12 protein-coding genes are annotated in these 16,224 nt (G+C 54.1%); 1 reads left to right on the forward strand and 11 read right to left on the reverse strand.

The window, feature by feature from the left end; translation table 11 throughout:
* Nucleotides 1–24 precede the first annotated feature (24 nt).
* From DCC81_RS24965 to DCC81_RS25000, 8 genes are all read right to left on the reverse strand, one after another.
* Nucleotides 25–1,200, reverse strand: a complete 1,176-nt coding sequence (locus tag DCC81_RS24965; RefSeq protein ID WP_165806735.1) for a fasciclin domain-containing protein — start codon at nucleotides 1,198–1,200, stop codon at nucleotides 25–27.
* An 18-nt stretch (nucleotides 1,201–1,218) separates the two neighbouring features.
* Nucleotides 1,219–2,244 (reverse strand): fasciclin domain-containing protein, encoded by a 1,026-nt coding sequence (locus tag DCC81_RS24970; RefSeq protein ID WP_108689492.1) that lies wholly within the window; start codon nucleotides 2,242–2,244, stop codon nucleotides 1,219–1,221.
* Between the two features lie 12 nt (nucleotides 2,245–2,256).
* The gene (locus DCC81_RS24975; RefSeq protein WP_108689493.1) at nucleotides 2,257–3,444 is read right to left on the reverse strand and encodes a hypothetical protein; all 1,188 of its coding nucleotides are present in this window, start codon (nucleotides 3,442–3,444) and stop codon (nucleotides 2,257–2,259) included.
* A complete protein-coding gene (locus DCC81_RS24980; protein WP_108689494.1) occupies nucleotides 3,441–5,168 on the reverse strand; it encodes a DUF4397 domain-containing protein in 1,728 nt (575 codons plus the stop codon). Before DCC81_RS24980 ends, DCC81_RS24975 begins: the two co-directional genes overlap by 4 nt.
* Nucleotides 5,169–5,178: 10 nt before the next feature.
* Nucleotides 5,179–8,604, reverse strand: a complete 3,426-nt coding sequence (locus DCC81_RS24985; protein WP_108689526.1) for a TonB-dependent receptor — start codon at nucleotides 8,602–8,604, stop codon at nucleotides 5,179–5,181.
* Nucleotides 8,605–8,841: 237 nt separating this feature from the next.
* Nucleotides 8,842–9,816, reverse strand: a complete 975-nt coding sequence (locus tag DCC81_RS24990; RefSeq protein ID WP_108689495.1) for a FecR family protein — start codon at nucleotides 9,814–9,816, stop codon at nucleotides 8,842–8,844.
* Nucleotides 9,817–9,900: 84 nt separating this feature from the next.
* On the reverse strand, nucleotides 9,901–10,491 hold the full coding sequence (locus tag DCC81_RS24995; RefSeq protein WP_133177802.1) for an RNA polymerase sigma-70 factor: 591 nt from the start codon (nucleotides 10,489–10,491) through the stop codon (nucleotides 9,901–9,903).
* Between the two features lie 131 nt (nucleotides 10,492–10,622).
* Nucleotides 10,623–11,924 (reverse strand): S41 family peptidase, encoded by a 1,302-nt coding sequence (locus DCC81_RS25000; protein WP_108689497.1) that lies wholly within the window; start codon nucleotides 11,922–11,924, stop codon nucleotides 10,623–10,625.
* Between the two features lie 155 nt (nucleotides 11,925–12,079).
* Here DCC81_RS25000 and dcp point away from each other — a divergent pair, with 155 nt between their 5' ends.
* On the forward strand, nucleotides 12,080–14,224 hold the full coding sequence (gene dcp / locus DCC81_RS25005) for a peptidyl-dipeptidase Dcp (RefSeq protein WP_108689498.1): 2,145 nt from the start codon (nucleotides 12,080–12,082) through the stop codon (nucleotides 14,222–14,224).
* Between the two features lie 108 nt (nucleotides 14,225–14,332).
* Here dcp and DCC81_RS25010 read toward each other — a convergent pair whose 3' ends face one another.
* From DCC81_RS25010 to DCC81_RS25020, 3 genes are all read right to left on the reverse strand, one after another.
* Nucleotides 14,333–14,686 carry a response regulator gene (locus tag DCC81_RS25010; RefSeq protein ID WP_165806736.1) on the reverse strand — a complete coding sequence of 118 codons (354 nt, stop codon included), beginning with the start codon at nucleotides 14,684–14,686 and terminating at the stop codon, nucleotides 14,333–14,335.
* 145 nt (nucleotides 14,687–14,831) lie between these two features.
* Nucleotides 14,832–15,209, reverse strand: coding sequence for a hypothetical protein (locus DCC81_RS25015; RefSeq protein WP_108689500.1), 378 nt, complete (start codon nucleotides 15,207–15,209; stop codon nucleotides 14,832–14,834).
* 262 nt (nucleotides 15,210–15,471) lie between these two features.
* Nucleotides 15,472–16,158, reverse strand: a complete 687-nt coding sequence (locus tag DCC81_RS25020) for a Crp/Fnr family transcriptional regulator (protein ID WP_108689501.1) — start codon at nucleotides 16,156–16,158, stop codon at nucleotides 15,472–15,474.
* Nucleotides 16,159–16,224: the final 66 nt, after the last annotated feature.

Here is a 16,224-nt window from a genome sequence, read left to right on the forward strand (position 1 = left end):
CGTATTTCAGTTTTTGGGTGTAGATCAATGTGCCAGCAGGTTATCGTCTATCACGTGTATCACGCCATTGCGGCACACAATGTCGGTGGTGGTCAGCGGCACCGGTGCAAATACAGGTGAGAGCTGGTTCACCAGCAGTTTGCCACCGGTTTGCTGGAAGCGCAGGCGCATATACACGGGCGGTGGGCGGTAAAGGTCTCCGGGCATCAGCAGTGCATTGGCCAGGCTGCCGTTGTCAGAGAAGTCGTTGGAGAAATACACCAGCGGGTACGATGGCCTGTTGAAATAGCTGAGATCCTCATGCGTAGAAAAGAGCATAGAGTCCAGGGGATTGAACACCGCCGCGTAGTAAGTTTTGCCACCAATGTCCCGGTAGTTGGGATAGTCCATCGGGGAACGGCCGGCCAGGGCACGGAAGTCGTCCGGTGTTTTGAGCCCTGCCTGCGCAAACGCATGGTTGGTGGGTACTATCAGCGTAAAAGGTGCGCATTGGGAAGAGCTGGTCAGCAGGGGCAGGAAGTCCTGTATATTGTACCCTATGTAGTCATCATTGGTGCTATCGCTGATGTGGTAGGCCTCCAGGAACTGGCTGAATTCTGCATGGCTGCCCAGGTAGTCTATCATGTCAAACGCCGGCTTTTTCAGTACCTCGTCCAAGATGTAAATGGTGCCGTCCAGGCCGTCCAGGGCGCGCAGCGGGTGGGCATGCCCGTTCACCATCAGCTTCCCCTGGTGGATGCCCAGGTACAGGAAGTAGCGGTAGGGTGACCATGGGCTGTAGTCTGCAAAGTCAGACGCCGTCAGCATGGAATACTGTGCTATGTTACCAAGTGATTGCTGCAGGTTGCTGCTGTTGACAGGATTGGCGATGGCATGGTACAGCACCAGGGAGTCCAGGTCGTTGATGTTCATGCCGGCAATGCCTGCCTTCGTATAGCCGGCCGCGTTAAAGGCGGAGTCTGAAGGCACCAGCAGTGTATAGGCCGCCACTTGCTGCGCCGCCAGGATGGAATCCAGGTTCACGCGCTGGCAGATGGCTTTGTAGATGGTAAGGTTGGAGCTGTCCAGCAGGGCCTTTACCGTAGCCGGTGCCGGCGCTCCGGGTATGGGCTTGCCTACGGGCGTCACCTGGGCATCTTCCTGCCGGCAGGCCATGCAGCAGGAGATGACTAACAGTAATGTATATACTATTTTTTTCATGGTCATTTAAGTGAAAGGTTATTGCTGCGGAAGCAGGTAAGGATAGTTCATCAGGTCTTTGATGTGGTATACCACCCCGTTGTCCGTAAGATTATCCTTAGACAGGCGCCCGTCACCATAGTACACGCTGCTGGGGCCATAGGCGCCGGTCTTACCATCTGCCGGCCGGATGAAAAGGGAGGCGTCCGGCATGATGGTCCACCCGTACACAGATACCGTAGCATTAGGGACAGATACCATGGATTTATCCGTAGAGAAAACATGGTGCACGGCCATACCCAGGGTATAGATGCGGTAAGCGATGGGCTGGTAGCGGCTTACATCGATGTGCGCAATACTGTCTGCCGTGAGCCCGTAACGCAGCATCACATCATTGGTAGGCGCATACACCGTGTAAGGGCCTTTGAGCGCCAGGCTGTCCCACTGCCTGCTTTGTTTGAGCAATTGCACAAACAGCGTAGCGGCGGTGTCTTTTGCCAGGAAGCCCTGGATGGTGCCGGGGAAGTATTTGGGAATGGCCTGGAGCAGGTGCATAGCACCGTTGGTCAGGGCAATGTTGCGCTTGGGTGCATCCTCCACCGGGCAGCCGTTGATCACCACACGGTAGTTGTCCGCCCCGTTGCCATAGGAAGTCACAGACACATACAGCGGCCCGCCGGAAAGCGACGTGTAGATATTATCCAGCTGCGTGGGCAGGTCAGCGATGTACACGCGGCCGGGGATGACCAGGTATTTAAGGGCCTGGCGCAGGCTGTCCGTGTTCATGTTATCAAAATCACTGGCGCGGGTAATACCCATTGCATTGAAAGCACTGTTCTCCGGTGCAAACAGGGTATAGGTGCCGGTGTTAAGGCTGTCCAGGAAGCCGATCTTTTGCAGGCCGGCGGCCAGCAGGCTGAGATTATAGTTATTCCGTATGAAGTCGCCCATGGCGCGTATGCTGGAGGATGGCTGGTCCACGGTGAGGGCGTTCTTCTTACAGCCCGCCATGATGGAGGTGCCCAGCGCCAGCGCGCAGAAAAGGCGTTTTATGTTTGCTTTCATGATTGCGGTGGTTTAGTAAATGGGCGGATCATATTTGCGCTGCAGCACGGTGAGGTACACATTGCCGTTCACATACTCGATCGTATTGATGGTGGCGAATGAACGGGGATTGTAAATGCCGGAGCGGATAGAGATGATCAGGCCTGTGTTCTGGTCGGCCATGATGTTGTACACAGCGGTGCCGGCCACAGGGCCTATGCTTACCGTGGCGGCGTTACCATAGTTCTCCACGTTAGCACCATTGTCCAGGTGGTCAGATGGGTTGCTGGGCGCGGAGAAGGTGAACTTCTGGCTTTGTTGCCCGGCATAGATGCGGTTCCATGAAGGAATGGGAAACAGCGGGAAATGATAGTAAGGATGCGCCACGGGTTCCTGTGAGCGCAGCATGGTGGTCATGAACACGTTCTGGTAGCCGGGCAACTGGCCGGGCTGGTTAGCGCCGGGAGAGGTGCCAAACAGCGTGTAATACACATTCATGGTGTCTTTCAGGTTGCGGTTCAGGTTACCCCCGGCCTCGTCATACACGAAGGTCTGGTTGTAGCCTTCCGCGCTGAGGTTATAGAAGTTCACATACACGGCCGAATCAGAGAAGGACTGCCTGGTGAACTGCTCCTGGCGCACGTAGGCTATGGTCTTTGCTGTGTACACGGATTGCTCCAGGATATTCATGGTATATACTTCCCCCTGTTGCAGATCCAATACGGTGTCTACCAGGAAATGCTTCCGGTTTTCTGCGCTAAGGCTGAAGAAAGGCGCGTTGCTAAGCGGGCGGGTGGCAAAGACGAAGCGGTGTTTTCCACTGGGCACCTGGCCGTAGCTGGAAAGGTCGTAGCCGTTCAGAATGGGGCCCACGGCCACTTTCATGGTGCCGGGAAATTCCGTTTGCCAAAGAGAGGTGTTCCCCGCATCGGGGTAAGGCCTCGCCAGTTCACCGCGGGTGTTCAGGTAATCGCAGGTTATGGCAGCGCTTACCGGTGCGCTGCTGTCGCCCATCACCGGGTCTATCATCATGATGAGATATGGTGGCGGGGCATCCTTGTTGTCGAGTGTAACGTTATAAGTAAGGTCATTGAATACGCGCAGGTAAGCCGGGCTTTGCACCGTTGGGTAGTCTGTTTTGCGGCAGGCACCCAGTTGCAAAGCGCCTGCAAGGGCCAGCAGGCACCAGGACATACCTTGCCTGTTGAAGAGCTTTATCATTGGTTATGCTTTATGATGATCATTTTTGCAGACTGGTCTTTCAGGCTGCCTACTAACGCTACCGTATACACGCCGGTCTCAAACTGCGGCTGCTGGCCGGGGTAGAGTGCCGGGCGGGCAATGAAGTCCGTGCCTTTCAGCGCGGGCACTGCCTGCAGCCAGTTGCCGGGTGTTACATTGGGCCGGGAAGCATAGGCCAGGATCTGGCTGGCGCCATAGCTGGGCGACAACATCACGTAGGGGTCGATGTTCACTACCGCTCCTTGTGCAAGGTGCTGGCTGGCCGGCAAGGTGGATACACGGTTGGTTACGCCCAGGAAGGGTTGGCCATTGGCCTGGGTGAAGGTCACCTCCGGTACATCAGTGCTCAGGTTCAGGAAGCGGATCCAGAAGGGCATGGCGGTGGTGTACTGGTCATAGGTGCCATCATCGCCGGCGTTGTTCTCATTGTAATAGAATTTACCGCTCAGGTTATTGGCCACCATTTTCACTACGGCTTTACCACCTGCCCCGGGAAATACCCAGATGCTATAGTTATCACTGCCGGTCAGCTGGAAACTGGTGTCCACCATGGTGTTGCTTTTTACATCCTGCACTTTTAGTGTATGCTTTCCCGTTATAAGTGTCTGGTAAGCGGAGGCCTTGGTGTATTCCAGGCTGCTGTTGCTAATGACAGCACCGTCAATGCTCACGTTCAGCTGGGAGTTGGGCAGGGCATTTACCGCCTGTACATGGCCGTAGGTCACATTCAGCGGCTCTGTAATGTCTGTGATAATGCGGAAGGCATTGAACACCGTTGGGGAAGAAACATTGCTGCCGCTGGGGTAGTAATTGAAGCTGCCATTTACCGATACCAGGATGGTGTATACGCCGCCTGGCTGGAAAGTGTGCAAGGGCGCGCAGGTAAAGCCCGGTTCAATGGGCACCGCGCTGGCGGCGGTGGTTATTGACATGTTGCCGTTGTTCACGTTAATGGTCTTTGATTCATCAAAACCAGTGGGTACGGCAGGCACTATATGGCCGGCTGCGTCCTGCACTTTGAACTGGTAGGCGCCATAAGGTACTTCTACGTATTCCGAGGCTTTGCCGGGCGCTATGTTGCTGGTGGTACTGCTTACGGTGGTACCGTCTGCAAACACCAGGCTCATATTCCCTTGTACATTGCCCTTGGCAGGAGAGGAGCTGAGATTGAGCAGGCGTACCTTGAAATGCTGCGGGTTATTGGGCGGGGAGATGGAGCGCTGCAGGGTGAACAGGCTGTCGGTGCTCATGATGTCCACCGTTGCGTCCCCGAATAACACGTTGTAGTAATCGGTAGGATGGCTCACGTCTTCCTTAATAGTAAAGGATTTGGTATAGAGCAAGGGCTCTGGCTGTGCGTTACCCAGGCTGCCGATGGTCAGCCGGGCGGTGCCATCTGCACCAATGAAGCGCTGGGGAATGGTGTAGGAGCTACCCAAGCGGCCATTGGTAAAATAGGCGGTAGGCCGGGTATTATCCGCCAGGTAAAGGCCTTCCAGGCTGGGTGGTATCATGCTGGTAAGCGTGTCGCCATTGATGACCAGTTCTGTGCCGGCGCGGCCCAGGTTCTGGAGGCGCACGGTAGACCCGGTAAGCACCTGTGGCTGATCCGGCTCTACGTAGCGGTAGTCTGCTTTCTGCTTCTTGCAGGCCCCCAGGCCGGCCAGCAGCAGGATGCCGGTGATATATCTGTTTACTTGCATAGTCGTTCGTTTAAAAAATATTGTAGGTGAGGCCCAGCATCAGTTCTGATCCGCGGCGGTAACTGCGGCGGATATACGATTTGCCGTAATACTTACCGCCGGTACCGGGGTTGGCGTACACTTCCTGGTAGGGCTGGTCCAGGATGTTCTTGGCATAGCCTTTCAGTTGCAAACGCCTGGTCAGGTACTGGCTGAACACCAGGTCCAGCACGGGCATGGGACGGCTGTAGAGGTCCGGCTCCCCGCTCAGGTTGATCTGGATGAGGCGCTCACCCACTTCGTTGAAACTAACGTTGATGTCTGTACGTGTTTTAGGGTTGTTATAGTTCAGGAACGCATTGAGGGAATAGGGCGCCTGTTCAAACAGCGGGCTGTTAGAAGGCGAGCGGCGGTCAATGGCGCGGGAGGCGGCCAGCCTTTCCGCCGATTTCTTGATGTCGCTCTGCGCCAGCAGCAGGTTAGCACCCAGGAAGAAGTGGCGGAACGGGTCGTACAGCTTGCCCAGGTCTTTCACGGCTTCCAGCTCCAGGCCATATACGTGGCCCTGGTTGGGATCATTTTCAAACTTCACCGCCGGGAACTCCGGGTAGCGGGCATCCACGCCCTGTGAGTTTTCAGAATACACCTTGGTCAGCTGGTGATCGATCTGTTTGTAAAAGGCGGAAACGGAGATCACTTCTCCCGTACCGGGGAACCATTCCCAACGGAAATCATAGTTCGTTGTAGACTGGTTCACCAGCTTGGGATTGCCCACTACCAGGGCAAACTGGAAGGGGTCAAATTCAAACACGTTGGTCAGCTCGCGCAGTTCCGGTCTTGCCACCGTGGTGCTGTAGCCCAGGCGGAAGTTCATGTCCTGTTTGAGGGTGTAGGTCAGGTTTAGGGAATAGTAGGGCTTATACTTTGTTTTGTAAACGGAATTGGGCTCGGTGAAGACCAGCTTCACCGCGTTGCCATCCTTGCTGGGCGCCGTGAGGGAAGGATCGAGGAACACGCCGGAAGTATCCACGGCAGCTTCAATATCATTCATCTCAAAACGGGCACCACCGGTAAGGCGCAGGTTCTCGCGCAGCTTCAGGTCCAGCATGCCGTAGAAGGCACGGGTCTCATAAAAACCTTTGTAATTGTTCGGCGATTTCTGTGCATTATAGAGGAAACCACCCACGGCGGGTTGTCCTTCGCCTGTGGCACTGGCAGGCATTTTTACGCCTATCTGGTCATAACCTACCAGGTGGTCCAGGTCACCATGCACGGCGTACAGGGCCAGGTTGCCGGTGGAGGAGAAGTTGGAGCCGGGGAGCGACAGCACGTTTTCTGTGAAGGTGCGGTCGCGGTGCAGGTAGTTGCCGCCCAGTTTAAATTCCTGGTGGTTGCCCAGCATGCGGAAAGGCAGGGCCAGGTCAGCCTTGTAGTTATAGTTCGTCTCGTGCAGGCGGCGATAGCGGCGGCCATTGGGATCGGCCTGGATAATGCCGTACGGGCCGTAACCATTCACATAACCGGATACCAGGGAGTAATACACCGGGGTGCCGATGGGGTCTCCGGCGCTGCCGGGTGAAGTGTTGGGACCCGTAATGGAGCCGCTACCGATGGGGTGGTACACTGCCAGGTTTACAAAACGGTAGTCCGGGTCATCCTGGCTGGAGGTGGAAGTAGCGCCGTTGTAACTCAGGCGGGGTGCGTATTCCCCTTTCCAGAACTTGTGCTCGCCCTGGAGGTTGAATGTATTCAGTGTGCGGTAGCTGCGTTTCAGGGAGTACACGATGTTCTCCACCGTACCAGGCAGGCCGGTATATTCGTAATAACCATACAGGTTGCTTGCCTGCACATCTGCACCGCGGCTGCCCAGGTACTGGAGACTGATCTCGTTCAGCGCATTGAAGCGGTAAGTGAGGCCGCCCAGGAAGCCATAGTTGAGCGTTTGCGTGCCGGTGTTCTCCTTGTAGGAAATATATTTACCCAGGTTCAGGTTATTGGGTGTAATGTAGTTAGGAATAATGCGCGTACTGTTCACTTGTCCATTACCGGTAAGTACACCCTGGTAAATGCTCCATTGCGTAAGGTCGCCGCCGTGAATGTCTGTTTCCCGCTCGTAATAGTTCACACCAGCGATCACGCCCAGCTTGTGTTTATGGAACAATGTAAAGCTGTTGCCATAAGTAGCGGAGTAGATCTGGTTCAGTTTACCCGGTGCGTAACGGGTAGTGAGCACGGGATCAAAACTGTGCATGATATTATTTACACGGGTGGCTTCGGCTTTCAGGGCGGGGTCGCCAGGACTGGCTGCCAGCGCGGCTTGCAGGTTGCCATAACCATTGGGGTATTGTTTGCCCAGGTTTACAAAGTCCTGTGAAAGGCCGGCGTTCTTTACTTTCTGGCCGAAGAAACCGGGGTCGGAGTTGTAAAAACTATTTACGCTGCCACCGGGGCCGATGTTGGTATTGTAACCGCTTTGTATGGTGATGCTTAATGCTGCGGAATCCGGCACAGACCTGGTTTTCAGCTCCACGATGCCGGCGGCGGCGTCGGCCGGTTTATCCGGTGTATAAGTTTTGTAAATGGTGATATTATCCAGCAGGGATGCGGGCACCAGGTCCAGTGGAATGGCGCTGCGGTCGGGGTCAGAAGAAGCGAGGCGTACCCCGTTCAGCTGGCCTATCACAGAGCGGTCGCCGAGACCACGGATGGCCACGTATTTATCATCCGTAATGGTTACACCGCTCACGCGCTGCAATGCCTGGGTGGTGGTAATGCTGGCCGTTTTTTCAATGCTGGCAGCGGAGATGGCGTCCTGCACCACGGCAGAGGCCTTCCGTTCCAGCAGCACTGCGGCATCCGTGTTGGTGCGTTTGCGGGCCTGTACCTGTACTTCATTGAGCTGGGTGCGGCTTTCCTTCAGCACGATCTGCAGGTGCTGGCCGGGCATTACTTTGATCTCCTGGCTTACAAAACCAATGTAGGAGATCACCAGGGTGGCGCCTTCCTCGGAAATGTTAAGTGTGAAGTTACCATTGGCGTCTGTGATAGTACCCTGGGCGCTGCCTTTAATGTGGATGCCCACCCCCGGCAGGGCGGCCTTGTGGGCGTCCTTTACACTGCCGCTCACGGGCTGTGGCACCGCACTGACAATAATGCGGTTGTTCTCAAACACCTGGGCCATCATGCCCTGCGGTTGCAGTACATGGTCCAGGACGTCCATCAGTGGCTCGTTCCGGGCGGTCACGCTTACGTCATCGTGTTTGTCTACCAGCTGGTCATTGAAGTAGATCTTTACTTCAGACTGCGTGGCGATCCGGGTGAGCACGTTGCGCAAAGGCTGGTGCTGCATACTCACGGACAAGCGGATGTCCCGGATACTTTGCCCCTTGCTGGGCTCACTCGCCATCAGGTTTGTGGCCAGCATGCTGAGGGCGGCCACATAGCAGGAAATGCGCATAACCTTTTTTAAATAAGCATAGGGTTCCCCCTGGAAAAAATTCATACTTTTACCATGTTTATTAGTTAATCATTCCGGTTAATTAATAACCCGCCTGCACTGCACGCATTGGTTTCTCAGGCCCCGGCGTGTGACAGGCATTTCAGGCCGGATTACACGTTTTGCGTGGTCCGGTTTTTTTGTGTAGCAGTGTGGTCAGGTAATGATCCCTGGCATAGGCAGTATGTTTTTAGAAGGTTAGTGAATCGCGATATCGCCGTTTGCAGTAGGTGTGAAATGAAGATGGTATACGCGGGCCAGGATCTTCATTACATTCTCCAGTTTATCCTGTTTGTCAAATGCACCGCTCACCGGCAGGGCTGCCAGTTGGCCATCAGAGATAATAAAGTGTTGCCCATAACGGTTTTCCAGGGCCTGCACCACTTCGTCCAGTCTTTCCTTGTCAAAGCGCAATGCACCGGTCTTCCATGCGGTATAGCTGCCCGCTTCAATGTGCCGCACATTGGGTTGCAGGGCGTCCTGCTCACTGTTCAGTTGTTCATTGGCCGTCAGCAAGATCATCTGCGTACTGTCTGCCGGGTTGTACACGCCTACCTTACCGCTGCTTACCGTCACCCGGAAACTGTGGGAGACCGCATAGCTGCGGATGCTGAAGGCCGTGCCCAATACCCTGGTACAAAAGGCGCCACTACGGATGAGGAAGGGATGTTGCGGGTCGGGGTGTACATCAAAATAAGCTTCGCCTTCCAGTTCTACCTGGCGCATATCGCCGAAGGTGGCGGGGAAATGCAGGCGGCTGTTGGCATTCAGCCATACCACCGTACTATCAGGCAGTACCAGTTCACTGAGCTGGCCGGTGTGGGTGCTTACCGTGCGCATGGCCACCGTGGCCGGGGGCGCGGGGCGCTGCCAGTACCAGTTTGCCACGATCAGTAGCGCAATGCTGGCAGCCGCACCCAACGCCCACCAACGCAGTGGGTGGAGCTTGCGCCCCGGTTGTTGTTGTTGTTGTGCTAGTATGGTATGCTGGATGTTATCGTATATGCGTTCCTGTAGTTTGTGCTGGCCGGCTGTGGTTTGCGGGCCCAGTTCCAGGTGGGCGGCGTTGCCCATTTCCAGGAACCATTGTTCCAGCCATTCTTTTTCTTCGGTGGTAGCTTGTCCCTTTAAATACTTCGATATTACGGCGGTGGCCCGTTCGTGTGTTTGCATTGCGTTTTATGACGTGTGTACGATAATAATTACCGTATGCAGGTGCAAACACCTACCGTGCAATATGAACTTAATGTTAAGAGATCATTTGCGCTCCCACATGAGCCATACCAGCAGGGGCATGTAGTCTTTTAAGTGCAGGCGCATGAGGCGGAGCGCCTTTACCAGGTGGTTGTTCACCGTTTTGGGGGAAATGTGCAGTTCATCGGCAATCTGCTGCACGGTGTAGCCTTTGATGCGACTGAGCACAAACACTTCGCGGCATTTGTCCGGCAGGGCGTCTACCTGCTGCAGGAGGGCGCGGTAAAGATCGGCGGAGATCACCGTTTCCAGGGTGTTGTCTGTGACCAGGTTATCCGGTTGCTGGCTGAGTGCGTGGAGGTATTTTTCGCGGGAGTTGTTTTTACGCCAGGCATTGAGCACCTGGTTCTTCATGGCGCCAAATAAGTAATAGGCAATGGGTTGCGTGGGGTCCAGCTGGTGGCGGCGCTGCCAAAGGCTGGTAAATACTTCCTGGGTAAGTTCTTCCGCTGTTTCGCGGCTGCCCAGTTTATACAGGGCCAGGCGGTACTGGTCGTGCCAGTAAAAATCATAGATGGCCCGGAAAGCAGCGTCATCGCCCTCCCGGAGGCGGGCTACAAGTTTTGCTTCATCAGGCAGCTGATTTCTTTCCATCTCCTTGGCCAATTCAGCACCAAAAGTAGGCGGTGCGCGCAAAACCTGTACATGAAATTTGTGTTAACGGTAGGTGTTCCTGCTTTTCGGGTTGTTGCCATAGAAAAGGCGCCGTGAACACGGCGCCCCATTTACCTTCTTTTTACAGCTGTCACAAATCCGTCGTCGTATTCGGACGTAATTTGACTGGCATCCGGGGAAAAAGTGAGGACCACTTTGTCGTAGTCTGCCATTTTAAAAGTACTGTCAGATAAGGGGATGAGTTGCTGCAACTGCCCGCCCAGGGCGGTAATGAACAGGGTGTCATGCTCCAGTGTTACCGTGCGTTCTCCGTATGTGCCCGTGTATTTTTGCAGGGTGCTGGCCGGTACCGGTATGGGGTGCAGGCTGGCATTGAGAAAGTCCCTGGCCCAGGTCAGTTTGCGGCGTTTGTTGTCATCGGTGGTCTTTGCCAAAGCCGTTTCATAAATATGCAGTTGCGCCGTTTCCAGGGCATCCTTTGCTGCGCAGGCAATGTCCGGATGGATGCCGGTGCCTTCCCAGTCTGTATGCGTAATAGGGTTGATGGGCCGTCCAAACGGTATGTTGCCGGAGAAGCCATTGCCCAGTGAAATGCCCCGCACCGGGTGGGCGCCGCCACCGGTGTTTTCGCCTATAATCGTTACCCGGTGCTGGGTTTGCAGGTCATAGCTCATTTCCTCCGCACCGGAAAACGTGCGGCGGCTGGTGAGCAGCACCACCGGCTTGTTTTCCCAGGCACGGCTGCTGTCTGCCAGCATTGTATAAAAACTATCCGTACGCCCGGTCTTGCGGGTATACATATCATTGATGTGCGTACCCGGCGGCAATAAAAAGCTGCAGAAGAAGGCTACCATTGGCGGAAAGCCACCGCCATTATAACGCAGGTCAATGATCATGGCATCACTGTTTGCCAGGGTCTTAAAAGCTGCAGTCACCGTGGCCATGGCTTCCTGCGTGGGCTCCCAGAAGCGGTCTGCCCGCAGATAACCGATGTTGCCATTCAGGATCTCTGTTTTCTTAATACCGTAATTATCTTCCCTGGCTTCGGGGTTGGGGCCACGGTGGGCGGGAGGCGGTGCGTGTTGCTGGGGCGTACCGGGGTTGTTATCCCGCGGATCGTAACTCACCGAAAGGTGCCCGTCGTGGTATACATGGCGCAGGTCTGTGGTAAGCACCTGGGCAAATTCCAGGGGAGAGGTAATGGCATCATAAGCACCCTGTTGCAGGCGCCCCCCTATATAATCGCTCATGCGCCGGGCCGTGTCCAGGTGTACATAGCCATCGATCAGCGATTGTTGCAACTGGGTGACCACGGCGGCACGGGTTTGGGCGGAGAGGGCCATGGGCGTGGATTGGGGCCGGGCATGCAGCGTGCAGAGCATGCAGCAAAGTGCCAGCATTATCTTTTTCATACCATATGATTTAGATACAAAAGCTAATCTACGAATATTTTCGTATTTACTACGAATTTTTTCGTAGTAAAACAAAGGCAGTAAGTTGAATGCGGGGAGAAGGGTAATTTTTCAGTATTTTAGGTACCTTATTCATCACCTCATTCCACAACCTCATGCGCATTACAACAATTTCTACGCTGCCTGCCCTGGCCTTACTGGCGCTGGCAACGGCCTGCAACAGCGGTGGCCCCAAAAAAGGAGGGGAGCCTGCTGCCGATTCCACCGCCAACCCATTCTTCCAGGCCAGTACCCTGCCTTTGCAGGCGCCTGATTTCACGAAGATCAGGACGGCTGATTACAAGCCTGCGCTGGAAGCAGGGATGAAACAGCAACAGGCAGAAGTGGCCAAAATTGCCGATAACACGGACGCACCCACATTTGAGAATACGCTGGTGGCATTGGAGAAGACCGGCGCTTTGCTCAACCGTACTTACATGGTCTTTGCCGGTGTGCTGGGAGCTAATTCCAATGATACGCTGCAACAGATACAGGAAGCGATTGCCCCGGAAATGGCGGCCAACCATGATGCCATTTTCCTCAATACCAAATTGTACCAGCGCGTAAAAACATTGTATGATAAAAAAGATTCCCTGAAGCTGGAAGGGGAAGACAAAGCCCTGCTGGAATACTATCACCTGCAGTTTGAACTGGCCGGCGCCGCGCTCAGTGACTCCGCCCGCGAGGCCCTGAAAAAGCTGAACCAGGAAGAAGCCGGGCTGATGGCCAAATTCACGACGAAGATCCAGCATGCCAACAAGGCCGGCGCCCTGGTAGTAAGTGATACGGCCTTACTCAACGGCCTTTCCACGGGAGAAATAAAAGCAGCCGCGGAAAATGCAAAGAATGCCAAGCAGGATGGCAAGTGGCTAATACCCCTGCAGAACACCACGCAGCAGCCTTTCCTGGCATCACTGACCAATCGCAACACCCGCCAGCAGTTGTTTGAAAACGCCTACAACCGTGCGGAGAAAGGCGACAGCAATGATACCCGCGCGCTCATTTCCCGCCTGGCAGAGATCCGCGTAGCCCAGTCACAGATCATGGGTTATAAGAACTATGCGGCCTGGAAACTGCGCGACCAGATGGCCCGCACCCCGGAAGCCGTAACCAGCTTCCTGGCCAAACTGATACCGCCTGCCGTGGCCAGGGCCAATGCGGAAGCTAAGGAAATACAAGCTGTGATAGACCAGCAGAAAGGGGGCTTCCAACTAACGCCGTGGGACTGGAACTTCTATTCCGCACAGGTGCGCAAAGCAAAATATGATCTCGATGAAAATGCCATCAAGCCTTACTTTGAGTTGAACAAAGTACTTACTGATGGGGTGTTCTACGCCGCCAATCAACTTTATGGCCTCACCTTCAAAGAGCGCAAGGACCTGCCCGTGTACAACCCCGATGTGCGTGTGTTTGACGTGTTCGATAAGGATGGCAAACAACTGGCCTTGTTCTATTGTGATTATTACAAACGCGATAATAAAGATGGGGGTGCATGGATGAATGAATTTGTGACCCAGTCCAAATTACTGGGCCAGCAACCCGTGGTGTATAACGTGTGCAACTTCCCCAAACCCGCTGCCGGCGAGCCAGCCCTCATCAGCTGGGATGCGGTGACCACTATGTTCCATGAATTTGGCCACGCCCTGCATGGCTTCTTTGCGGATCAAAAATATCCTTCCCTGGCCAGCCCTAATACTGCGCGCGACTTCGTGGAATTTCCCTCCCAGTTCAATGAGCACTGGGCTTCTGATCCGAAGGTATTTGCGCATTACGCCGTGCATTACCAGACCGGCGCGCCCATGCCGCAGGAGCTGGTAGACAAGATCAAAAAGGCCGCTACTTTCAACGAAGGTTATGCCTTCACCGAAATACTGGCTGCTGATGTAATAGACATGAAATGGCACACGCTCACAGCTAAAGAGGGTAAGCAGGACGTGGATAAGCTGGAAGCCCTGGCCCTGCAGGAAAACAAGATCAACCTGCCTGCGGTGCCGCCCCGCTACCGCTCCAGCTACTTCCTGCATATCTGGCAAAACGGCTATGCCGCCGGTTATTATGCCTACGCCTGGACGGAAATGCTGGACGACGACGCTTTCTCCTGGTTCCAGGAACATGGCGGCCTTACCCGTGAGAATGGACAGCGCTTCCGCGATATGATCCTCTCCCGCGGCAATACCATTCCTTACGATGAAATGTTCAAAGCTTTCCGCGGCCATGAGCCGGACATAAAGCCGATGCTGAAGCACAGGGGATTGAATTAAAGGTTGCTAACGGCTAAAGGTTGTTGGGTTAAAACTTAAATGGTTAAAAGTCAGGGGCAGGCCCCTGACTTTTAACCATTTTTTTATCTGTTATCAACGATCAGCTGCTTACCCGATGAAGCGTTTTACCAGCATCAGGAGGTCTTCGCTGAGGAAGGGCTTTTCCAGGATGGCAGCCACCTCACAGTGTTCAGGGAGGCGTGCTTCGTCGCCAATGTTATAGGCCAGGATCACCGGCACATGGCGCAGGCTGTCCCGCAATTGCAGGTGGTGGCAGATCTCTGCAGATGTCATGTTAAACAGGCGGCTGTTGATGATGATAATATCGGGTTGTTCAAATTCATACTTCAGCAGCTTGATGGCAGACGACAATATCAGCACAGCATATCCTTCATCTACCAGCAACTGCTGGCTGATCTGGATGCTCCCGGTATTGCGTTCAATGATCAGGATCTTTTTCATGGTATCTAAAACGGTTTGCTGCCCGGCGCATTGGTGGTAGCGCGGCAGACAGATGGCAGTACAGCAGGGCGGTATGCCCTGAGAAAAGGGATGGCGGCCCATTACAAGAGCCGCTTTAAAGCAGGACGGGAATGCAGGGTTTGGATCACCTGCGCAGGCAGCACAGTTTCAGGAATACTTTTCCAGGCAAAGGGGGCGGGACACTCCGGAGCGGCCATACAAACAGGCGCGCTACGTTTGCAAAAGTGTTTTGAAATAAGAGGGTGAGGGCGGGCAATAAAAAACCATCCGCGGTTTCTTTTCCCGCGCAAGGAGCCACTATGGCGGCGGAAGCAGCAGTAGGCGGAGGCGGTACACTCCGCTTGCGCGTTTTAAACACGTAGTGCGACCAGTTATTTTCTTTATGGAACAACTGTCCTACCGCCCCATGCGTTCTGGCGTAGTCACACAGCAGGCCATGTACCAGTATGCGATATGCAAATACTGATAACAGCAGCACGATATACCAACGCCATTGTTTCATAAGGCGCTAAATTCTAAAAAAAATCCCAGAAACTTGCCGGCTATGGTTGTTCTGTTCTGATAATTTAACAATTGTAGAAACCCTTCTACAATAAATGCAGGCACATTCAACGTGCCACTTTTAATTTTTCAACGCATTTAAAAAACAAAATCCAACAATGGCTACAAGCCCTGTTGGATCTTTGTTTGTTCTCAGATTGCTTTGATGATAGTATCGTTGTGTTGTCTTTTTACGTTGATGCTATTGCCGTTGATAACAACCGCTACGCCGTAGTAAATGCTGCCAGTCTTGCGGCATCTACGATCCTGATATCCCTTCCCGCATGTTGGATGATGCCTTCGCCGGATAGTTCTGTGAGCAGGCGGAATACCGTTTCATAAGTGGTGCCTGCATACGCTGCCAGGTCCTGGCGGCTCAGGGAAAGGCCGATGTAGCCCTCCGGTGTGACGCCGAATTTTTCCTGGAGCTGCAGCAACGCGTTGGCCACGCGGCCCTTCACAGGCATGTGGGCCAGGTTGCGCATTTGTTTTTCAGATGTTTGCAGCTCCGCGGCGTAGAACAGCATCAGGTCGTAGAGCAGTTGGTGGTTCACCTTCAGGGAAGTTTTCAGGAACTCCAGTGGCAGGAAGCATACGGTTACTGCGTCCAATGCAGTGGCCGTGATGGGATAATACTGCTCACTGCCAATGCCCCGGTGGCCCATGATATCACCCGCAGTGGCAAAGCGCACGATCAGCTCTTTTTCCTCGCCCCATTGCTTGTGCACTTTCACCGTGCCGCTGTACACGAAATAAATGCCATGCACCGGGTCTCCTTCCTGGAAAAGTACGGCGCCTTTTTTAAAGGCAAGATGCTCCCGGTTAGCCTCCACCGCCGGCAGCCATTCCGGCAGGCAGCGTTTGCATAAAAAACATGTGCTCAGATCACATCCCTGCTTCAATTTCTTCATCTCCAACTAAATATTATATAATTATTTATTTGAATATATTGTTCAGTGCGGTAATTTAGCGATTTA

It is taken from the genome of Chitinophaga parva (assembly GCF_003071345.1).
Taxonomy (GTDB): Bacteria; Bacteroidota; Bacteroidia; order Chitinophagales; family Chitinophagaceae; genus Chitinophaga; species Chitinophaga parva.

Bases quoted from the DNA above. Each gene is read 5' to 3' on its own strand.
- DCC81_RS24965 (WP_165806735.1), bottom strand. From the start codon at position 1,200: ATGAAAAAAATAGTATATACATTACTGTTAGTCATCTCCTGCTGCATG.
- DCC81_RS24970 (WP_108689492.1), bottom strand. From the start codon at position 2,244: ATGAAAGCAAACATAAAACGCCTTTTCTGCGCGCTGGCGCTGGGCACC.
- DCC81_RS24975 (WP_108689493.1), bottom strand. From the start codon at position 3,444: ATGATAAAGCTCTTCAACAGGCAAGGTATGTCCTGGTGCCTGCTGGCC.
- DCC81_RS24980 (WP_108689494.1), bottom strand. From the start codon at position 5,168: ATGCAAGTAAACAGATATATCACCGGCATCCTGCTGCTGGCCGGCCTG.
- DCC81_RS24985 (WP_108689526.1), bottom strand. From the start codon at position 8,604: ATGCGCATTTCCTGCTATGTGGCCGCCCTCAGCATGCTGGCCACAAAC.
- DCC81_RS24990 (WP_108689495.1), bottom strand. From the start codon at position 9,816: ATGCAAACACACGAACGGGCCACCGCCGTAATATCGAAGTATTTAAAG.
- DCC81_RS24995 (WP_133177802.1), bottom strand. From the start codon at position 10,491: ATGGAAAGAAATCAGCTGCCTGATGAAGCAAAACTTGTAGCCCGCCTC.
- DCC81_RS25000 (WP_108689497.1), bottom strand. From the start codon at position 11,924: ATGAAAAAGATAATGCTGGCACTTTGCTGCATGCTCTGCACGCTGCAT.
- dcp (WP_108689498.1), top strand. From the start codon at position 12,080: ATGCGCATTACAACAATTTCTACGCTGCCTGCCCTGGCCTTACTGGCG.
- DCC81_RS25010 (WP_165806736.1), bottom strand. From the start codon at position 14,686: ATGAAAAAGATCCTGATCATTGAACGCAATACCGGGAGCATCCAGATC.
- DCC81_RS25015 (WP_108689500.1), bottom strand. From the start codon at position 15,209: ATGAAACAATGGCGTTGGTATATCGTGCTGCTGTTATCAGTATTTGCA.
- DCC81_RS25020 (WP_108689501.1), bottom strand. From the start codon at position 16,158: ATGAAGAAATTGAAGCAGGGATGTGATCTGAGCACATGTTTTTTATGC.